This is a genomic window from Streptomyces sp. YJ-C3, from assembly GCF_053891275.1.
In genome coordinates, this window is the sequence record NZ_CM132685.1 from 4,800,196 (window position 1) to 4,816,524 (window position 16,329).

Genomic DNA, 16,329 nt, shown 5'->3' on the forward strand with positions numbered 1-16,329 from the left:
GCCGGACCGGCGAACGTCAGTGCCTCAGCCTCTCGTTCATCAGGAGCAGGGCGCCCAGGCCATGGAGGTCGTTGGTGCTGCGCGCACGCTCGTAGTAGAACTCCAGGTCCCCGACGTTCGTGCCCACCGAGATGTCATGCACGTCGACCATCCCGTCACCGCTCGCCGTCACCTTCGCGAGCACGCCTTCGAGTCCTCGCCGGGCGGCCCGCTCGTACTCGGCCCCCTGCACGTAGCCCTGCCGCACGGCCTCGCTCAGCATCAGCGTGTACATCGCGGAAGCGGACGTCTCGGTCCAGTTCCTGTCGTCCTCGCCACGGTCGACGACCTGGAACCAGCGGCCGCTGGTGGGGTCCTGGTACCGGACGAAGCCGTGCGCCAGGTGGCGCACGTTCTCGATGAGGCGGGGGCGGCTCGGGTGATCGGCCGGCAGGAGTTCCAGTACCTCTATGTGGGTCATGGCCGTCCAGCCGATGGCCCGCCCCCAGAAGTAGCCGGACGTGCCGGTGGCCGGGTCCGGGTGCCACGGGGCGTCCCCGTCGGCATCGAAGGCATGGTAGAGCAGGCCGTTGTCCGCCTTCTGGTGGGCGAAGTAGGTCGTGAGGTTCCGGGTGACCTCCTCGTAGGCGTACTGCTCGTCGCCGTAGGCGAGTCCGTAGCGCAGCAGGAAGGGCTGGGCCATGAAGACGCCGTCCGCCCAGAGTTCGTTGGTCTTGCTCGTGCCGTGCCACATCGCGCCGTCCGCGGTGCGCGGATAGGTGGTGAAGCGCTGCCTGATGCTGTCGGCCGCGATGCGGTAGCGCGGGTCGCCCGTCTCCTCGTGGAGGACGAGCAGCAGGTTGCCGGGCTGCATCGAGTCCAGGGTGTCGAAGCTGTTGTCGATGTGGCCGTTCGCGTCGACGAAGCGGTCCACCCACCGCCGGATGTAGTCGAGGTAGGACGGCTCCCCCAGCCGCTGGTGGACGCGGTGGGCGCCGAGGAGGAAGAGGCCCTGCGGATAGCCCCAGGCCCCGAAGTCGGCGGGATCGGGGATACGGGCCAACGTGCTGTCCACGACCGCCCGCGACAGGCCCTCGGGAAGGGCGGCAGAGGTGGAGGGCCGTGCAGGTGCCGCGGATGCTCGCGTACCGGGCAGGAGCAGAGAGGCGGCCAGGCCCAGGCCGCTCGCGACGGCCGTTCTGCGTGTGATCACAAAGGCTCCTCGTCGTCATCGCCGGTCACCTCGCCAGGGCGGGTGAGGTGGGGACTCAGGACGTCACTCGAAGAACTTGAGGCTCCATCCGGTGTTGGTCTCGGCGCCGGGGACGTTGGCCCGCCGGTAGGTGGTGTCGCCCCACCAGACGAACGAGCCGCTGTACCAGGCGCGGTTCTCCCAGGAGTACGGCGTCCCCTTGGCCACCGCGTGGAACATGGAGGGGAACTTGCTGCCGGCCGGCGGACTCGTGTTGATGTCGCCGTCGAGCAGGACGAAGCTGTGATGGCCCGGGCCGTCGACGTACAGCGTCGGATCCCAGCCGGTCATCATCGTCTCGCGGTGGGAACCGAACAGGCAGCCGTTCGACTTGTACCAGTCCCACACGTACGTGGGGTCCCCGCCCGCTCGCAGTCGCAGATCGGCCAGGCAGTACTGGCTGCTCCAACTGCCGTTGGCGGAGTAGACGATGTGCAGTTGGCCGTTCGGGTCCTTGATGGCTTCGGGAGCCTCGTTGATGTACGGATCGCCGACCACGCGCTCCCAGCTCTCGCGGGGCTGCGAGATGATCGACCGGTTGCCGGTCGGGGTGGTCGGGTCGCTCATGCGGGCGATGTAGAGGTTCTGCTCGACGTTCGTGTCCCCGGCCCAGCCCGACCAGACGAACCAGCGCTGCCCCTGGAACGTGAACAGGGTGCCGTCGATGGCCCACTTGTCGTCCGGCAGCGCCAGTTTCTTCTCCGCCGTGTAGCCGCTGTCGGGGGCGGCGGAGCTGATGACGTACATCCGGTGGGCGGCACTGCGGCCCGCCGAGAAGTAGATGTAGTAACGCCCGCCGTCCCGGACGATCTCCGGGGCCCAGACCTCACCCAGGTCACGGGTGTCCGACCAGACCTTCTTCGCGGGCGCGGAGGCGAGGCCGTCCAGCGACGACGCCTGCCGTACGACGATGCCTCCGTCGGCCGACTTGACGGCGATATAGGTGCTGCCGACCCGCAGCACGCTGGGATCCGCGCCCTTGAGGCCGATCGCGCCCTGCACTGATTCCGCTCGCGCGGGAGACGCTCCCCGGGCGGTGTCGGGCATCGACAGGGACAGCGGAACGGCGAGTGCGCCCGCCAGTGCGAGGGCGCCGAGACCTACCGAGCGTCTGAAGAGTTTCATGGGCTCTTTCCCTTGTCGGCCGCTGCTCGGACGACACCCGGCGGACAGGGAGGATCCGCGGCTCGGCGATGTCCGGCAGGGTGGCGGTGGCGTTGGAGACCCTGACCGTCACGCTCGACCGAACGCGTTGTTACATCGTTGGAAGAACGCCCTCACAGGCTCCCGAAGGGCGCTGGACATGTCAACGCCTGCGTCAGGGAACGTCGTTGGAATGGGTTCTGGTTCAACGTTTACCGTGCAGGGCATCGGCCGGGAGCTCCGGATCACCGCCCGCAAGTGGCGTACGCGGCATCGCGCAGGCACCGTGGAGGAATGAGGCTGACGTTGCGGGCACAGGGCGCCGCGGACGTGGACACGGTGTGGCAGCGCTACGCGCAGCCCGCTCTCTGGCCGACGTGGGCCCCGCAGATCCGGTCCGTGGAGACGGAGCACGAGCTGCGGGCCGGGATGCGGGGGCGATTGCGTCCCGTGGCCGGGCCGGCCGTGCGGTTCGTCGTCACAGCAGTTGACCACCGCGCCCGCACATGGAGCTGGCGCGTGCAGGCGGGACCGGCCCGTATGCGCTTGTGGCACGCGGTCCGGCCGAGCGGGGGTACAGGCGCCGTGACGCGCCTGCGGATCGAAGGGCCTGTGCTCGTCGTCCTGGCGTACGCCCCGTTGGCCCGTCGCGCCTTACGTCACCTCGTACGCCCCTGAAGCACAATCGGGCACCCGTCCGACCGCTCGCGCGAAGATCAGATGGGCTGAGGCGTTCGATGATGCGTGCTCGGCACCGCTGAGGGGCACTCATGCGGAATGACTGTGCGCGTGACACGAACTCTGACCGTCCCCCATCCCCTGGACCAAGTGGTGCGCTACCTGGCCGACTTCGCGCATACGGAGCAGTGGGATCCCGGAACGACCGCGTGCAGCCGCACCGGCGGCACCGACAACGACCCGGTGCGCGAAGGCGCCACCTGGCACAACGTCTCGGTGTTCCGCGGTCGCGAGACGGAGCTCGTCTACCGTCTGGAACGCATGCGTGCCGACCGGCTCGTCTTCGTCGGCGAGAACAAGACCGCCACGTCGACCGATGACCTGACCTTCCAGAGCCATGGCGCGGTCACGGAGATCATCTACCGGGCCACCATCGCCTTCCATCCCTGGTGGGCCAAGCTCGCCGAGCCCGTGCTGCGGCGCGAGTTCGAGAAACTGGGCGACGAGGTGACCCGCACTCTCCCCGAGGCTCTCGATACCGCTCTCGGCAAGAACAGCGCCCAGTAGGTGTGGGACCTGTGCCGCCACGCTGTCTCGACAGCACGTGCTACCTCGGAGCCTGGAAGCCGCCGATCCTCTCCTCGAGCAGCTCGGCCAGCCGCAGCGGAGTGCGGTCCTCGAACATCGGGCCGATGAGCTGCACGCCCACCGGCAGGCCCTCGGAGGACCGGCCCGCTGGTACGGCGGTGGCGGGGAGACCGGGCATGGTGGCCAGGCCTGCCCAGACGAGCTGGTCGAAGTAGGGGTACGCGTCCCCGTCGATGTCGATGCGGCGCGCCATCGGATCGGGGTCGTGGTCGTGCGGGAACGCGGGAGTGGGCGTGATGGGACACACCACGGCGTCGAACGCCGCGAAGAACTGACGCCAGCCGTGGCGGTGGAGCTCGCGGCGCGTGTTCGCCTCGATCCAGTCGCGGTGGCTGAACACCATGCCGCGCAGCCGTGCCGCGTCGAGGCTCTGGTCGTCGGCGCTCAGCCCGGCGGCGCGGGTCCGCAGCTGCTCGTACGATTCGACGGGAAAACGTGCGACGGTGCTCGAGAACAGCAACTGCGTGTAGAGCAGGGCGGCTTCGGTCGGATCGGGCAGCAGCGGGCTGTGCCGTTCGACGCGGGCGCCGCCGTCGACCAGCGCGTCGGCGACCCGGTCCACGCCCGCCCGCACCGCGGACCCGGTCGGAATGAGCGGATGGGTGTCGAGGACCAGGACCCGGAAGTCGCGGAGTCTCTCGTGGCGCGCGGGCGGCAGCGTCACGTTGTGCGCCACACCGAGCGTCAGCGGGTCCGGTCCGGCCATGACGTCGAGCAGAAGGGTGAGGTCGCGGGCCGTGCGCGCCATCGGACCGACGACGGCGAGGTCTGATTCGGTCGGCAGGGCCGGTGCGGGCGGCGGGACCATGCCGCGGATCGCCGCCAGGCCGATCGTCGGCTTGTGGGCGTAGACACCGCAGAAATGTGCGGGGGTGCGCAGCGAACCGGCGATGTCGGAGCCGATGGACAGCGCCCCGAATCCGGACGCCAGGGCCGCCGCTGATCCGCCGGACGATCCGCCCGGGGTGCGAGCGTGGTCCCACGGGTTGTTCGTGGTGCCGTGGATCTCGTTGAAGCTCTGCAGATCTTGCAACCCCAAGGGGACATTCGTCTTGCCGAGCACCACCGCGCCCGCGGCCTTGAGCCGCGACACCTGCACCGCGTCCTCGGCCGGCAGGTAATTCCGGTGTGCCGGTATGCCCCAGGTCGTGGGCAGCCCGGCGATGTCGTAGGACTCTTTGACCGTCACCGGAACACCGAGCAGCGGCCGGTCCTCACCGCGGGCGCGCGCTTGGTCGGCGCCGCGTGCGGCGGCCCGCGCCCGGTCGAAGTCCGGCACACAGATCGAATTGATCGCCTTGTCGTCGCGCTCGATCCGGGCGATCGCCTCGTCGGTCAGTTCCGCCGAGGTCACTTCACCGGCACGCAGGGCAGCCGTGAGTTCTTCGGCCGTAGGGAATTTCGACTCCATGAATCCGAACGTAGCGACCCCTTGAGGAGGTCACGAAATACCTTTTCGCGCAACGAGTCGGCGGGAGCTTCTCTCTCATCCTGCCGCGGCGATCTCGGCCAGATGGTGCAGCGAGTTGGCGAGATGCTCCGGGCCGAAGGGCGGGAGGTGGAGGTGTTCCCGGATGGACTGCGGCGCCCCCATCGGCCAGCGGCGCCCGGGCGACGGACTCCTGGACCCAGCAGCCGGTGCCGTCGATCCCGGAGTGGATCGTCGGGTCCGGAGTGGATCGTCGGGTCCGGAGTGGGTCGTCGGGTCCGCCAGCACCGCGAACACCCGCACCTATGGCGCCGGTCTCTCACGCAGGGGGCTGCGGGTGTTCAGGAGCGCTCTGTCGAGAAGGTCGTGCAGTTCGCTCCGTAGATCAGACCGTCCAGGTGGTCGGGGGTCGACGTGTCGTAACTGGCCTGGAGGTTGACGGCCTGGAAGTTGGGCGGCTGGTTGATCCAGTGAGTGGCACGCAGAGTCAGGACGCCGTCCACGAACGTCCCCTCCATCGCGAAGGAGCCACGCGGGACCTGCGGGTTGGACGGGGCGGGGTAGAACGAGAACACCGCCTCGGCGGTGCCGTCGTCGTCCTGTTCGATGGTGAGCGCGAGACCCGTGATGCCCTGGTTGCAGACGTAGCTGCCGTCCCACTGGCCCGACAGATCAGTCACCTCGTCGGTGGGCGACGAGTCGTCGGAGGGGGTGTCGCTCGGGGTGTCGGACGGCGTCGCGGACGGACTGTAGGTGTCGGAGGGGCTCTCGTACGGGCTGTCGGAGGCGGGTCCGACGACGTCGGTGTCCGAGGGCGTCGGTGTGCTGGAGTACGAGGACGTCGAGTCCGAGGCGCTCGGCGACGAGCCGCCGGAGCCGAGATCGGAACCGGATCCCTGGCCGAAGAGCGCGTCCGCCTGCCAGGCGAACAGCCCGATGGCGAGCACGGCCGCGAGAGCCGAGGCGACCACGGCCACGCGCCGCCTGCCCGGGCGGCTCCGTGGCGGGCCGATGGGCGTGCCCGGAACCGGGGTCGGCAGCATTCCCGGCGGTGGGGTGCCGAAGGGGCTGGCAGGGGCGGTACCCGGCGGCGTACCCACCGGGCCGAAGCCGGCCCCCGCGCCGCCTCCGCCCGGATCGGCGGCGAACGCGGTGGGGGTGTACGCGGGCGGCGGAGTCGTAGGCACCGAGGGGACGGGCGGCCGCGGGCCTGTCATCGTGGGCGCTCCGTGCGGTGGCGTCCGCGGCGCGGCCGGTGTGCCTGCGCCCGGGGACCCGGGTGCACCGTCCCGCGCTTCCCGGACCGTCGCCGCCACCGCGTCCGGGAGCCAGGCCGCGCTCGTGAAGAGCAGGGTCGTCCGGGGCGTGCCCGCCGCGTCCGTCAGTTCCGCCAGCAGTTCGTCGACGCGCGGCCGGACATCTGGACTCTTGGCCAGACAGCGGGCGACCAGTGGGCGCAGCGTGTCCGGGACCGCGTCGAGATCGGGTTCGCCGTGCACGATCCGGTACATGAGTCCCTGCGCCGAGCCCGTGCCGAAGGGGCCGGAGCCGGATGCCGTGAACGCCAGGACGGCGCCCAGCGCGAACACGTCGGCGGCCGGTCCGACCCGCTCGCCCGTCAGCTGCTCCGGCGACATGAATCCGGGCGTCCCGATGACCACGCCGGTACGGGTGATCGCGCTCGCTTCCGTGGCCGTCGAGATGCCGAAGTCGATGACTCTGGGTCCGTCGGCCGCGAGCAGCACGTTCGACGGCTTGAGGTCGCGGTGCACGAGCCCTGCCGTGTGGATGGCCTCCAGCGCCTCGGCCAGGCCGGCCGCGAGGGTCGTCACCGGGGCCGCCTCCCAGGCGCCGTGGCGCGCCACGGCGGTGTCCAGGGAGATGCCCGGCACGTAGGCGGTGGCAAGCCAGGGCGGGTCCGCCGCCGCGTCGGCGTCCACCACTCCCGCCGTGAACACCCCGTTCACCCGGCGCGCGGCGGCGACCTCCCGCGCGAACCGGTGCCGGAACTCCCGGTCCTCCGCCAGTTCGGGCCGCACCACCTTGACGGCGACCGCCCGGCCACCCTTGGAGCGTGCCAGGTACACCCGGCCCATGCCGCCGGCGCCCAGCCGGCCCACCACCCGATAGGGCCCGACCTGATCCGGATCCCCCGCCCCGACCGCCTGCACGAATTCCACCGGACCCCCCAATGTCTTCCCGCGCTCCGCTCACGCGGGCTTGCATCATGCCGACAGCAAGCGGTTGTGGTTGTCCGTTTCCCGCAGACTCGTGGCACTCGCACAGAGTTGCGGCTACTGGGGCGGTCTCGAACATGCCGTCCGGCTCCTCCAGGGCTCCTTCAGGGCTCCTCCAGGGGATGCGACCGGCCGGGTGCCCCCGAGCTCTCCCCTATTGACCGGTCGGTCAACCGGCACAGCCCCCTGCGCACGCGCGCCAGGAGCCCGCGCATCGACCCGGCCGAGTACGCCGACAGGCTCGTAGACATCCTGCTCGCCTGCGTCCGGCGCAGCTGACCCCGGCAGCGCGACGCGAGCCGTCGTCGTGTGCCCCGGGCGGCTGGTTCCGCCCGGGGCACACGGGTCAGTTCACCACGCGCCGGGGGCGGGTGGCGGGACCACCGGCGGACGGTCGTCGCAGGTGATCGTGTTCGGCAGTTCCCAGGCGGCGAGCCAGGGGCCGGTGGTGCCGCCGCCGTCGTTTCCGCCGCGGTCCTCGACCGTGAACTCCGAACCGGTGGCGGGGAAGTTGAACGCTCCGCAGTTGTTGACGCCCACCGCGCCGACATTGCGCGCGTCGACGTTCTCGAAGGACGCCGAGCCCGCCGCGCGGGCGCTGAGCACCGAGGTGCCGGTGCCGTCGACCTTGATGTCCTTGAAGTGGACGTTCCTGATGGAGTACTTGTCCTTCACCGAGTAGTCGGAGACGAGCATGATCGCGTTGTAGGTGTTGTCCAGGAAGCGGTCCCCGGTGACCTGGATGTCGGCGTCGATGTCCTTCTCCAGGGCGTAGAACCAGATGGCGCCGAGTCCGATCTTCCAGTTGAGTTCGTACGTCCCGGCGCGCACGGTCGTGTTGTCGGTGATCCGGAGGCGGCCGGTGAACGACTCGGCGCCGAAGCGGGAGCCGACCTGGATGGCGCTGCCCTCGCGGACCGGGTCCGCGATCAGGTTGCCGGTGACCTCGTTGTCCGTGCCGCCGTACAGGGCGATGCCGTTGGCGAGGACCGGGGTCTGGATCGTGTTGCGGGAGAAGCTGTTGCGCGCGTTCTGCTGCTTCTCCGACCACATGGCGAGCGCGTCGTCACCGGTGTTCCGTACGAAGTTCTGCGCGGCCACCGAATCGGTCACGCCCGTATGGAAGTTGAGGCCGTCGGCGATCTGGTCGACGATGACGTTCCGCGTCACCCGCACGTTCTTCATGGGGCCGTCGAACCAGAGGCCGACCTTGGTGTGCTGCAGGTACAGGCCGTCGATCGTGGAGTCGCTCATCGCGCCGCCGACGGCGTTCACCTGGTCGGTGTCGATGCGTTCACGGACGTCGCCCTGGATCGCGAAGCCGGACAGGTGGACGTTGCGGCTGCCGCCGTCCGACGCGTCCTTGCCGTAGAAGCCCACGCCGGTGTGCACCGAGCCGTCGGGAGCGGGGCTGTCGAGGGTGACCTGGCGGCCCTTGACGGTCGTGTACCAGTTGCCCGCGCCGACGATCGTCACGTCGTCGACCACGATGTGCCGGTTGACCTGGTAGGTGCCCGGTGGCAGGTAGACCTTCAGGTGACGGCGCTTCGCCGCGGCGATGGCCTTGTCGATCGCGTCCGCGGAGTCGCGGCGGCCGGTCGGATCGGCGCCGTAGGCCAGGACGTTGGCGGCGCGGAGCTCGATGTGCGGTGCCCCGATGAGCTCCGAGTCGAGCAGATCGATGACCGTCCAGGCGGCCTTCGTGCCGGCGGGGGCGGTCAGGCGGACCGTGTCCCCGGCCCGGTACGTCCTGCCCAGCTTCACCCGCTGCTCGTCGTAGAAGTGGCTGGGCCTGAACGGCTTGTCGATGACGGGAGTCGGCGTCGTCGCCGACGGGACGCAGCCGCACTCGGTGATCCACCAGTCGGGGTGCAGCAGGTCGGCCTGCGGGTCGTTGCTGAACGGGTACTGGTTGTAGAGCCAGGAGTACTGCGAGGTCAGCGTCATGGGCGCCTGGCGCCTGCCGTCGACCGTGAGGTCCAGCGGGGCCGTGATGCCGCCCCCGCCGGGGGCGTCCGGGACGCTGTAGCGCACGGTGAGCGCGTTGGCCGCGCGCGGCAGCGTGAACTCGACGTACTCCCCCGGCTTCAGCTTCACCGCGGAGCGGCCCGACGCCTCCGAGGGCAGGGTGTACGCGGTGCGGTCCGGGCCGATGACGGTGCCGTTCGTCCGTGCGCTCTCCGCCTCCTGCTCCGCGAACGGCACGTCGGCGCCGCGGCCTTCGACCAGTGACGGGGCGAGGGCCGCGCGGGTCACAGGGGTGGGCGCGGGCGTCGCCCTGCCGGTGGCGAAGGCCGGCTGGACGACGGCGAGGGAGAGCCCGGCCGCGGTCGCCGTCAGGGTGGCGACGAGCCGGACTGGTCTTCGGCGCGGGACGCGGCGGCTTCCCGCGGCCGTGCGGGTGGAGTACATCCGGTTCTCGATTCTCTCGGGAGAACGCGCGGGCGATGCGCAAGTGCGGTGACAGTAGGGCGACTTGGCACATCACCACAAGGGATTCGTGCGAGATTTCCGTCTGCGAGGAATGGAATTGCGTTGAGCTGTTGGATTCTTGCGTCGCCTGACGTGTCGTGCAGTCCGGCGCCCCCTGCTCGTCGGTCCGTGGGTGCCATCTGCGAGTCTGTGGCTCCGGTGACGCCGGAACCCTCGGGCACGACCGGAGACCGGGGACGGTCACTGCCACCGAATCGCCGCACGGGAGACGCCGACGCATGAGTACGCCACCATCGCCACCTGCGGAGCGGACCGACGGGCCACCCGTACGGATCGGCGCTCTCGTTCCGCTCACTCGACCCGGCTGGACCGAAGCGGGCCGGCACCTGCTCGCAGGTCTCGAACTGGCCGTGCGCGACGTCAACGCCGCCGGCGGGATCGCCGGACGACCGCTCGAACCGGTGGTCCGGGACACCGCGGCCGATCCGCACAAGGCCGCGGCGGCCGTCGACGAGTTGGCGCACCTGGGCGTGGCCGCCGTGGCCGGGGAGTACCACAGCGTCGTCGCGCGCGCCGCTGCCGCCAGGGCCGACAGCCTCGGCCTGCCGTTCCTCTGCTCGTCAGCGGTCCTCGACGCGCTCACCGAACAGCCGACGCAGTGGGTCGCGCGCCTGCCCCCGCCGCAGTCCCGGGGCTGGGAGGTCTACGCGGACTTCCTGCTCGACGCCGGTCACAGCCGTATCGCCGTGGCAACCCAGCCGAGCGTCTACTGGGCCTCAGGGACCCGCATTCTGCGGGACCGGCTGACTCCACGAGGCGGCTGCGTCATCGAACTCGACATGGGCGCACTCACCCCCGCGGCCGTGTGCGACGCACTCGTCGACCAGCGCGTGACAGCCCTCCTTCTCCTGGTCGGACACCCGGAGCCGGCCGTGCCGATCGTCAAGGCGGTCCGCCACGACCAGCGCCTCGCCGAGCTCCTGATCGGAGCTCCGGCGGGGCAGCCGGAGTTCGCCGCATGGGCCGAACTGCTGGGCGCGGACGGTGCCGCGATCCCGTTCCTGCGCTACCTTCCCGAGCACCTCGGCCCGCTCGGCACACGTGTGGGTGCGGTCCTGCGCGAGCAGTTGGCCGCGGCTCCCTCCTTCGTCGCCTACGAGGGTTACGACGCGATCACCGTCCTCGCCGAGGTGCTCCGCTCCCACGGCACGGACCGGGCACGTATCGCCGCGTCCTGGCCGGGCGTCACGGTCGAAGGCACCCGCGGACAGATCCGGTTCACCCGCCCGTCAGGCAGCAGCGTGTGGCAGTGGGCCGGGGCACCGGTCCACGTCGTCGATCGGGACCCGGCGGCACCCGAGCGCTTCCGGGTCCTTCACACCGGCTGACCGGCGGGCTCTCGGCTCCTCTGCCCTCTCCTCAGGGAACCAGTACGACCCTGCCGAACACCTTGCCCGCGTCCATCGCGTGATGGGCCGCCGCCGCTTGGTCGAGCGGCAGTACCTCGTGCACGACCGTGCGCAGGTCCCCGCGGCTCGCGGCGGCGAACTGGGAGGCCCGCACGGCCTGCCGGTCGGGGCCGGGAACGGAGTCGGAGCTGAAGGTGGCGAACGACAGGGACCTGCGGAAGGCGTCCATCAGCCGGAGACCGAAGTCGGCCGGGGGCTGCCCGCCGACCACGCCGACGGCGATGAACCGTCCGTTGGGGTTCAGCCGGTCGAGGAAGAGCGGGAGCTGCTCACCGCCCACGACGTCGATCACCACGTCGAACCCGGCGGGCGCGTCCGGGCCGCCCTCGCCGGAGCGGTCCAGGACATGGGTCGCCCCCAGGTCCCGCAGCCGGGCGCCGCGCTCGGCGGACGAGGTGGTGACCGCCACCGCGCCCGCACCGCCCCTGGCCGCGAGCTGGACCGCGGTGATCCCGATGCTGCCCGCCGCACCCCGCACGAGGACCGTCTCGCCGGGCGCGAGGCGGGCGCGGTCCAGGGCGAAGTGGGCGACCGGGCCGGAGCCGCCGAGCGTCACCGCATCGCTGCCGGTCAGGCCGTCGGGCAGCACCAGCACGTCCTCGACGGCGGCGACGGCCTGTTCGGCGTACCCGCCTGAAAGGCCGGTGAACGCCCACACCCGCCGGCCGGTCCACGCGGCGTCCACGCCCTCCCCCACCGCGGTGACGATGCCCGCGACCTCGCTGCCGAGGAGATGGCCTTCCCGGAAACCGTAGGCGGCGAGCGCTCCCCGGCGGATCACGGCGTCCACACCGCCGACACCGATCGCCTCCGTGCCGATCAGCACCTGCCCCGGGGCGGGGACCGGCACGGGCCTGTCGACGACCTCCAGCCCGTCCGGGCTTCCGAACGTCCTGATCACAACGGCTTTCATTCCGGCTCCTCGGTCGGTGGACGGTCGGGGCGCCGCTGTGACGGCCCGACCGGATCGGACCGTAACGGACGCCCCCGTCCGTTTGGCTAAAGTGAGAGGCGATGACCGGACACTTGCCTCACACCGTGCGCTCCGACGCCCGCGACAACCGGGCCCGCATCCTGGAAGCCGCCCGCGCCGTGTTCGGCGCGGAGGGCCTCGGTGCTCCCATGCGCGAGATCGCCCGGCTCGCGGAGGTCGGCCCCGCCACGCTGTACCGGCACTTCCCGACCAAGCGGGCCCTGATCACCGAGACGTTCGCCGAGCAGCGGCGCGCCTGTCGTGCCGTCGTCCGTGACGCCCTCGCGGACGCGGACCCGTGGCACGGTTTCCGGAGTCTGGTCGAGCAGATCTGTGAACTCCACGCCCACAGCCGGGGATTCGCCGACACGTTCATGACGACCTTCCCCGAAGCCATGGACTTCACGGCCGACCGGGAACAGACCCTGCGCGCAGTCGCCGAACTGGCCCGCCGCGCCCAGGCGACCGGCCCGCTGCGTCCCGGCTTCGTCGTCGACGACCTGATCCTCATGCTCATGGCCCACCGGGGCATCCAGGACGCCCCACGCGCCACCCGGCTCACGGCGTCCCGCCGCTTCGCCGCCTACGTGATCGAGGCGTTCAGCGCCGTGCCGGAGGAGGAAGCCGGCACGCCCCTTCCGCCCGCTCCGCGCCTGCGACTCGATCCCCCGTCCTCCACGCCGTAACGCATCACCGGATCCCGGCAGCCCGATGGCGGATCCCTGTCTCTGCCCCTGCTCCGTGCCTTCGCCAGGACGCGGTGAACATGCCAGCGTTTAATGAACGTAGAGGGGATCTTCTCCCTCCCAGGAGCAGCACATGTCCGCGACCCAGAACACGTCAGAGGGTGCCCCGAGCCGGATCGGGAGACTACGGGCGCTGGGGCAGTGGTGTGCTCGGCATTCCGTGATCGTCATCGTCGCCTGGCTGGTCGTCCTGGCGGCGCTCCAAGTGCTCAACCGGTCGTTCGGCGGCGAGTACTCGGACGATTTCAGTCTGCCCGGCGTCCAGTCGTCGAAGGGCGTGGACGTGCTCCAGAAGCACGACCCCGCGGCAGGCGGGTACAGCAGCCAGATCGTCCTGCGCGATGACCAGAAGGCCTTGTCGTCGGTGAGTTCCCAGATGGGGCAGACGGTCGGTGATCTGCAGAAGCTGCCGCATGTGCTGTCGGCGCAGAATCCGCTTCCGTCGAGTTCACAGCCCGCCTCGGGTCAGTCCCAGCAACCGAACGTCGGGCCCTTGTCCGACGACGGAAAGACCGCCTACATCACCGTGCGCTTCGATGTGCAGCCCTCCACCCTCGGCGACGACTACCTGCCGGGCGTGGACAGCGCTGTGCAGCCCCTCCGCGCGGCCGGGGTCGACGTCGAGTACGGCGGCCCGCTGGGTGAACTGGCCCGGCCCGCGGCCGACGACCGGGTCAGCGAGGCGATCGGCTTCGCGGTGGCGATCGTCGTCCTCCTCATCGGATTCGGCAGCGTGCTCGCTGCCGGGCTGCCGCTGGTCACCGCACTGCTCGGCGTGATCGGTGGTCTGGCCTGCCTGGGTCTCCTGGCCGCCGCGTTCACCTTCGCGACCGTGTCACCGACCCTGGCCACCATGATCGGCCTGGGCGTCGGCATCGACTACGCGCTGTTCATCATCACCCGCCACCGCCAGAACCTCATCGACGGCGCCGATCCGGTGCAGGCCGCGGGCCACGCCACGGCGACCAGCGGACGGGCCGTCCTCGTCTCCGGCTGCACCGTCATCATCGCCTTGGCCGGCCTCTCCGTCTCCGGCGTCTCCTTCATCAGCAAACTCGGTCTCGCGGCCGCCGTGACCGTCATCTCCGCGGTCGCCGGCGCGCTGACCCTCGTCCCCGCGCTGCTCGGACTCATCGGCAGGCGCATCGACCGCTACCGCGTGGGCAGACCCGTGGCGGAGGCCGACGCAGGACCCGAGGTGTCCGCACACGGCACCTGGCACCGGTACGCGCAGCGCGTGGAGCGACGGCCGCTGTGGTACTTGGCGGGTGGGCTGGTGACCGTGGTGGTTCTGGCCATCCCCGTGCTGTCCATCCAGCTCGGGCACATCGGCGACGGTGCCGACCCGACATCGTTCACGGACCGGCGGGCGTACGACATCATGGCGGACTCCTTCGGCCCCGGTTCCAACGGGCCGCTGACCGTAGTGATCGACCAGTCGGCCGTGCCCTCCGACCAGCGGTCCGCGCTGGCTTCGCAGGCGCAGAAATCTCTGAGCGACGTCGCGGGCGCGGCGACGGTCACACCGCTGACCGCCACCAAGGACGGGGACGTGCTGGTGGGCACCGTCTTCTCCAAGGAGTCTCCGCAGAGCCAGGTCACCACCGATCTCACGAACCGTCTGGTCGACGACACGCTCCCGCAGGCGGTCTCCGGCACTGCCGCCCAGGGCTACGTCACCGGGACCACGGCCGCCCAGGTCGACTTCCGTGACATCGTCGCGGACCGGCTGCCCTTCATCATCGCCGTGGTGGTCGCCCTCGCGTTCGTCATCATCCTGATCGTGTTCCGCGGACTGCTGGTCGCCCTGAAGGCGGCGGTGCTCAACGTCCTGTCCATCGCGGCCTCGTACGGCGTCGTCGTGGCCGTGTTCCAGTGGGGCTGGGGCGGCCCGGCTCTCGGGGTGTCAGGGAAGGTCCCCATCGAGAGTTACGTACCGATGATGATGTTCGCGATCATCTTCGGGCTCAGCATGGACTACGAGATCTTCCTGCTGTCCCGGGTCCACGAGATCTGGATGCGCACCGGGGACGCGAAGGCGAGCGTCGCCCGCGCTCTGGAGATCACCGCGCGGGTGATCACTTGTGCCGCTCTGATCATGGTGAGTGTCTTCGCCGCGTTCGTCGTCAGCGACAACATCGTGGTCAAGATGCTCGGACTCGGTCTCGCCGTCAGCGTGTTGATCGACGCGACCGTCGTACGACTGCTGCTCGTCCCGGCCGTGATGACCCTGCTCGGCTCCCGCGCCTGGTGGACACCGCGCTGGCTCGACCGGATTCTGCCGCACATCGACACGGAGGGCGATCCGAAATCCTCCTAGGTCCTGCCTCTTCCAAGTGATGCCTGGTCAACCCGCAAGCGGATAAAGTGACTTGGGCTGGGGTTGGGGTGAGAGAGACCTGGGGGACGGCCATGGAGTGGGCGATGTCTGCCGCTGCGGCGGCAGAGACGGGCCTGAGTGAGTTCCAGCAGAACCTGGTTGTCGCCGTCGTGGGCGGCATCATCGGCATTCTCGGCACCGTTGCCGTCGAACGCGTCAAGCTCCGGCGCGAACCGACCAAGCGGCTCCACTGGGACGCCAAGATCCACAATGCCATGGTGTCCACCGACGACTCGATCCGTCAGCGGCTCCAACTCACCTACAACGGCTACTCCATCGAGGGTCTGAACTCGGTGACGTTCCGGGTCGAGAACACCGGCAACCGCGTCGTCCGCGGACAGCTACTGCGGTTCGGCTTCCCCCGAGGCCAGGTCATCGAGGCAGTACCCGCGCCTGCTCCGGAACGCGAGATGGGCGTGGCCCGGCGCCCGGAGCATGAACAGTCCCCGGGAGAGGCCGTCTTCACCATCGGCCACCTGGAACGGTCCCAGGCCGTGACGCTGCGGATCTCCGTCTCCGCTCGTGACATCAACGACTGGAAGGTCTTCGCCCACAACGACGAAGGCGATGTCGAGTTCCATGAACGCACGGCCGCGCGGATAAAGGCGGACCGAGAACACGTCCCGACCTTCTTCTCCCTGGCGTTCCTGCTGCTCACCGCTCCGCAGCTGGCGGCCCTGCTCGGCGACGTCGGGCGCGTGGTCGGTGTCGCGCTGGGCGCCGCTCTCCTGATCAGCTCCCTCCCCCACGTCCTCCCGACGGGCCGCGCCCTGCGGGATTTCCTCACCCGGCCCGAGCCCTCACGAGGCGCCATCCACATCGGGACGGTGGACTCGTCGACGTTCGCGATCGGCGACCGCGCCTCGGCCGAGGCCCATTACCCGCCGCCGAACGCCTAGATCCAAGTGCGGCGTTGGCGGCTCCCCCAGCGGGCCTCGACCACTGGACAGGCCACCTGGGCC

General features: G+C 70.3%; 12 protein-coding genes. 6 read left to right on the forward strand and 6 right to left on the reverse strand.

All coding sequences use genetic code 11. The annotated features are described in order from the left end of the window. Window positions 1–16: 16 nt before the first annotated feature. A complete protein-coding gene (locus ACVHNB_RS21420; RefSeq protein WP_456225606.1) occupies window positions 17–1,192 on the reverse strand; it encodes a glycoside hydrolase family 88/105 protein in 1,176 nt (391 codons plus the stop codon). A 63-nt stretch (window positions 1,193–1,255) separates the two neighbouring features. Beyond that, window positions 1,256–2,356: a glycoside hydrolase family 43 protein gene (locus ACVHNB_RS21425; RefSeq protein WP_428957113.1), complete on the reverse strand. Its 1,101-nt coding sequence runs from the start codon at window positions 2,354–2,356 to the stop codon at window positions 1,256–1,258. Window positions 2,357–2,668: 312 nt separating this feature from the next. Here ACVHNB_RS21425 and ACVHNB_RS21430 point away from each other — a divergent pair, with 312 nt between their 5' ends. Both ACVHNB_RS21430 and ACVHNB_RS21435 read left to right on the forward strand, forming a co-directional pair. Then, the gene (locus tag ACVHNB_RS21430) at window positions 2,669–3,052 is read left to right on the forward strand and encodes an SRPBCC family protein (RefSeq protein ID WP_428957112.1); all 384 of its coding nucleotides are present in this window, start codon (window positions 2,669–2,671) and stop codon (window positions 3,050–3,052) included. Between the two features lie 99 nt (window positions 3,053–3,151). Beyond that, a complete protein-coding gene (locus tag ACVHNB_RS21435) occupies window positions 3,152–3,619 on the forward strand; it encodes an SRPBCC family protein (RefSeq protein WP_428957111.1) in 468 nt (155 codons plus the stop codon). Between the two features lie 40 nt (window positions 3,620–3,659). Here ACVHNB_RS21435 and ACVHNB_RS21440 read toward each other — a convergent pair whose 3' ends face one another. The 3 genes from ACVHNB_RS21440 to ACVHNB_RS21450 all read right to left on the reverse strand — a co-directional run bounded on the left by ACVHNB_RS21440 (window position 3,660) and on the right by ACVHNB_RS21450 (window position 9,778). Further along, a complete protein-coding gene (locus tag ACVHNB_RS21440; RefSeq protein WP_428957110.1) occupies window positions 3,660–5,111 on the reverse strand; it encodes an amidase in 1,452 nt (483 codons plus the stop codon). A gap of 359 nt (window positions 5,112–5,470) precedes the next feature. After that, complete coding sequence (locus tag ACVHNB_RS21445; protein ID WP_428957109.1) at window positions 5,471–7,309, reverse strand: serine/threonine-protein kinase; 1,839 nt, start codon at window positions 7,307–7,309, stop codon at window positions 5,471–5,473. Between the two features lie 408 nt (window positions 7,310–7,717). Next, window positions 7,718–9,778, reverse strand: coding sequence for a glycosyl hydrolase family 28-related protein (locus ACVHNB_RS21450; protein ID WP_428957108.1), 2,061 nt, complete (start codon window positions 9,776–9,778; stop codon window positions 7,718–7,720). A gap of 299 nt (window positions 9,779–10,077) precedes the next feature. Between ACVHNB_RS21450 and ACVHNB_RS21455 the strand changes: the two genes are divergently transcribed. Then, window positions 10,078–11,187: an ABC transporter substrate-binding protein gene (locus tag ACVHNB_RS21455; protein WP_428957107.1), complete on the forward strand. Its 1,110-nt coding sequence runs from the start codon at window positions 10,078–10,080 to the stop codon at window positions 11,185–11,187. Between the two features lie 31 nt (window positions 11,188–11,218). On the opposite strand, the gene ACVHNB_RS21460 is transcribed toward ACVHNB_RS21455, so the two are convergent. Next, on the reverse strand, window positions 11,219–12,181 hold the full coding sequence (locus ACVHNB_RS21460; protein WP_428957106.1) for a zinc-binding dehydrogenase: 963 nt from the start codon (window positions 12,179–12,181) through the stop codon (window positions 11,219–11,221). Window positions 12,182–12,282: 101 nt separating this feature from the next. Here ACVHNB_RS21460 and ACVHNB_RS21465 point away from each other — a divergent pair, with 101 nt between their 5' ends. From ACVHNB_RS21465 to ACVHNB_RS21475, 3 genes are all read left to right on the forward strand, one after another. Next, window positions 12,283–12,927, forward strand: a complete 645-nt coding sequence (locus ACVHNB_RS21465) for a TetR/AcrR family transcriptional regulator (RefSeq protein ID WP_428957105.1) — start codon at window positions 12,283–12,285, stop codon at window positions 12,925–12,927. Window positions 12,928–13,060: 133 nt separating this feature from the next. Beyond that, the gene (locus ACVHNB_RS21470) at window positions 13,061–15,307 is read left to right on the forward strand and encodes an MMPL family transporter (RefSeq protein ID WP_428957104.1); all 2,247 of its coding nucleotides are present in this window, start codon (window positions 13,061–13,063) and stop codon (window positions 15,305–15,307) included. A 104-nt stretch (window positions 15,308–15,411) separates the two neighbouring features. Continuing rightward, window positions 15,412–16,266 carry a hypothetical protein gene (locus ACVHNB_RS21475; RefSeq protein ID WP_428957103.1) on the forward strand — a complete coding sequence of 285 codons (855 nt, stop codon included), beginning with the start codon at window positions 15,412–15,414 and terminating at the stop codon, window positions 16,264–16,266. Window positions 16,267–16,329: the final 63 nt, after the last annotated feature.

Bases quoted from the DNA above. Each gene is read 5' to 3' on its own strand.
- ACVHNB_RS21425 (WP_428957113.1), bottom strand. From the start codon at position 2,356: ATGAAACTCTTCAGACGCTCGGTAGGTCTCGGCGCCCTCGCACTGGCG.
- ACVHNB_RS21430 (WP_428957112.1), top strand. From the start codon at position 2,669: ATGAGGCTGACGTTGCGGGCACAGGGCGCCGCGGACGTGGACACGGTG.
- ACVHNB_RS21435 (WP_428957111.1), top strand. From the start codon at position 3,152: ATGACTGTGCGCGTGACACGAACTCTGACCGTCCCCCATCCCCTGGAC.
- ACVHNB_RS21440 (WP_428957110.1), bottom strand. From the start codon at position 5,111: ATGGAGTCGAAATTCCCTACGGCCGAAGAACTCACGGCTGCCCTGCGT.
- ACVHNB_RS21450 (WP_428957108.1), bottom strand. From the start codon at position 9,778: ATGTACTCCACCCGCACGGCCGCGGGAAGCCGCCGCGTCCCGCGCCGA.
- ACVHNB_RS21455 (WP_428957107.1), top strand. From the start codon at position 10,078: ATGAGTACGCCACCATCGCCACCTGCGGAGCGGACCGACGGGCCACCC.
- ACVHNB_RS21460 (WP_428957106.1), bottom strand. From the start codon at position 12,181: ATGAAAGCCGTTGTGATCAGGACGTTCGGAAGCCCGGACGGGCTGGAG.
- ACVHNB_RS21465 (WP_428957105.1), top strand. From the start codon at position 12,283: ATGACCGGACACTTGCCTCACACCGTGCGCTCCGACGCCCGCGACAAC.
- ACVHNB_RS21470 (WP_428957104.1), top strand. From the start codon at position 13,061: ATGTCCGCGACCCAGAACACGTCAGAGGGTGCCCCGAGCCGGATCGGG.
- ACVHNB_RS21475 (WP_428957103.1), top strand. From the start codon at position 15,412: ATGTCTGCCGCTGCGGCGGCAGAGACGGGCCTGAGTGAGTTCCAGCAG.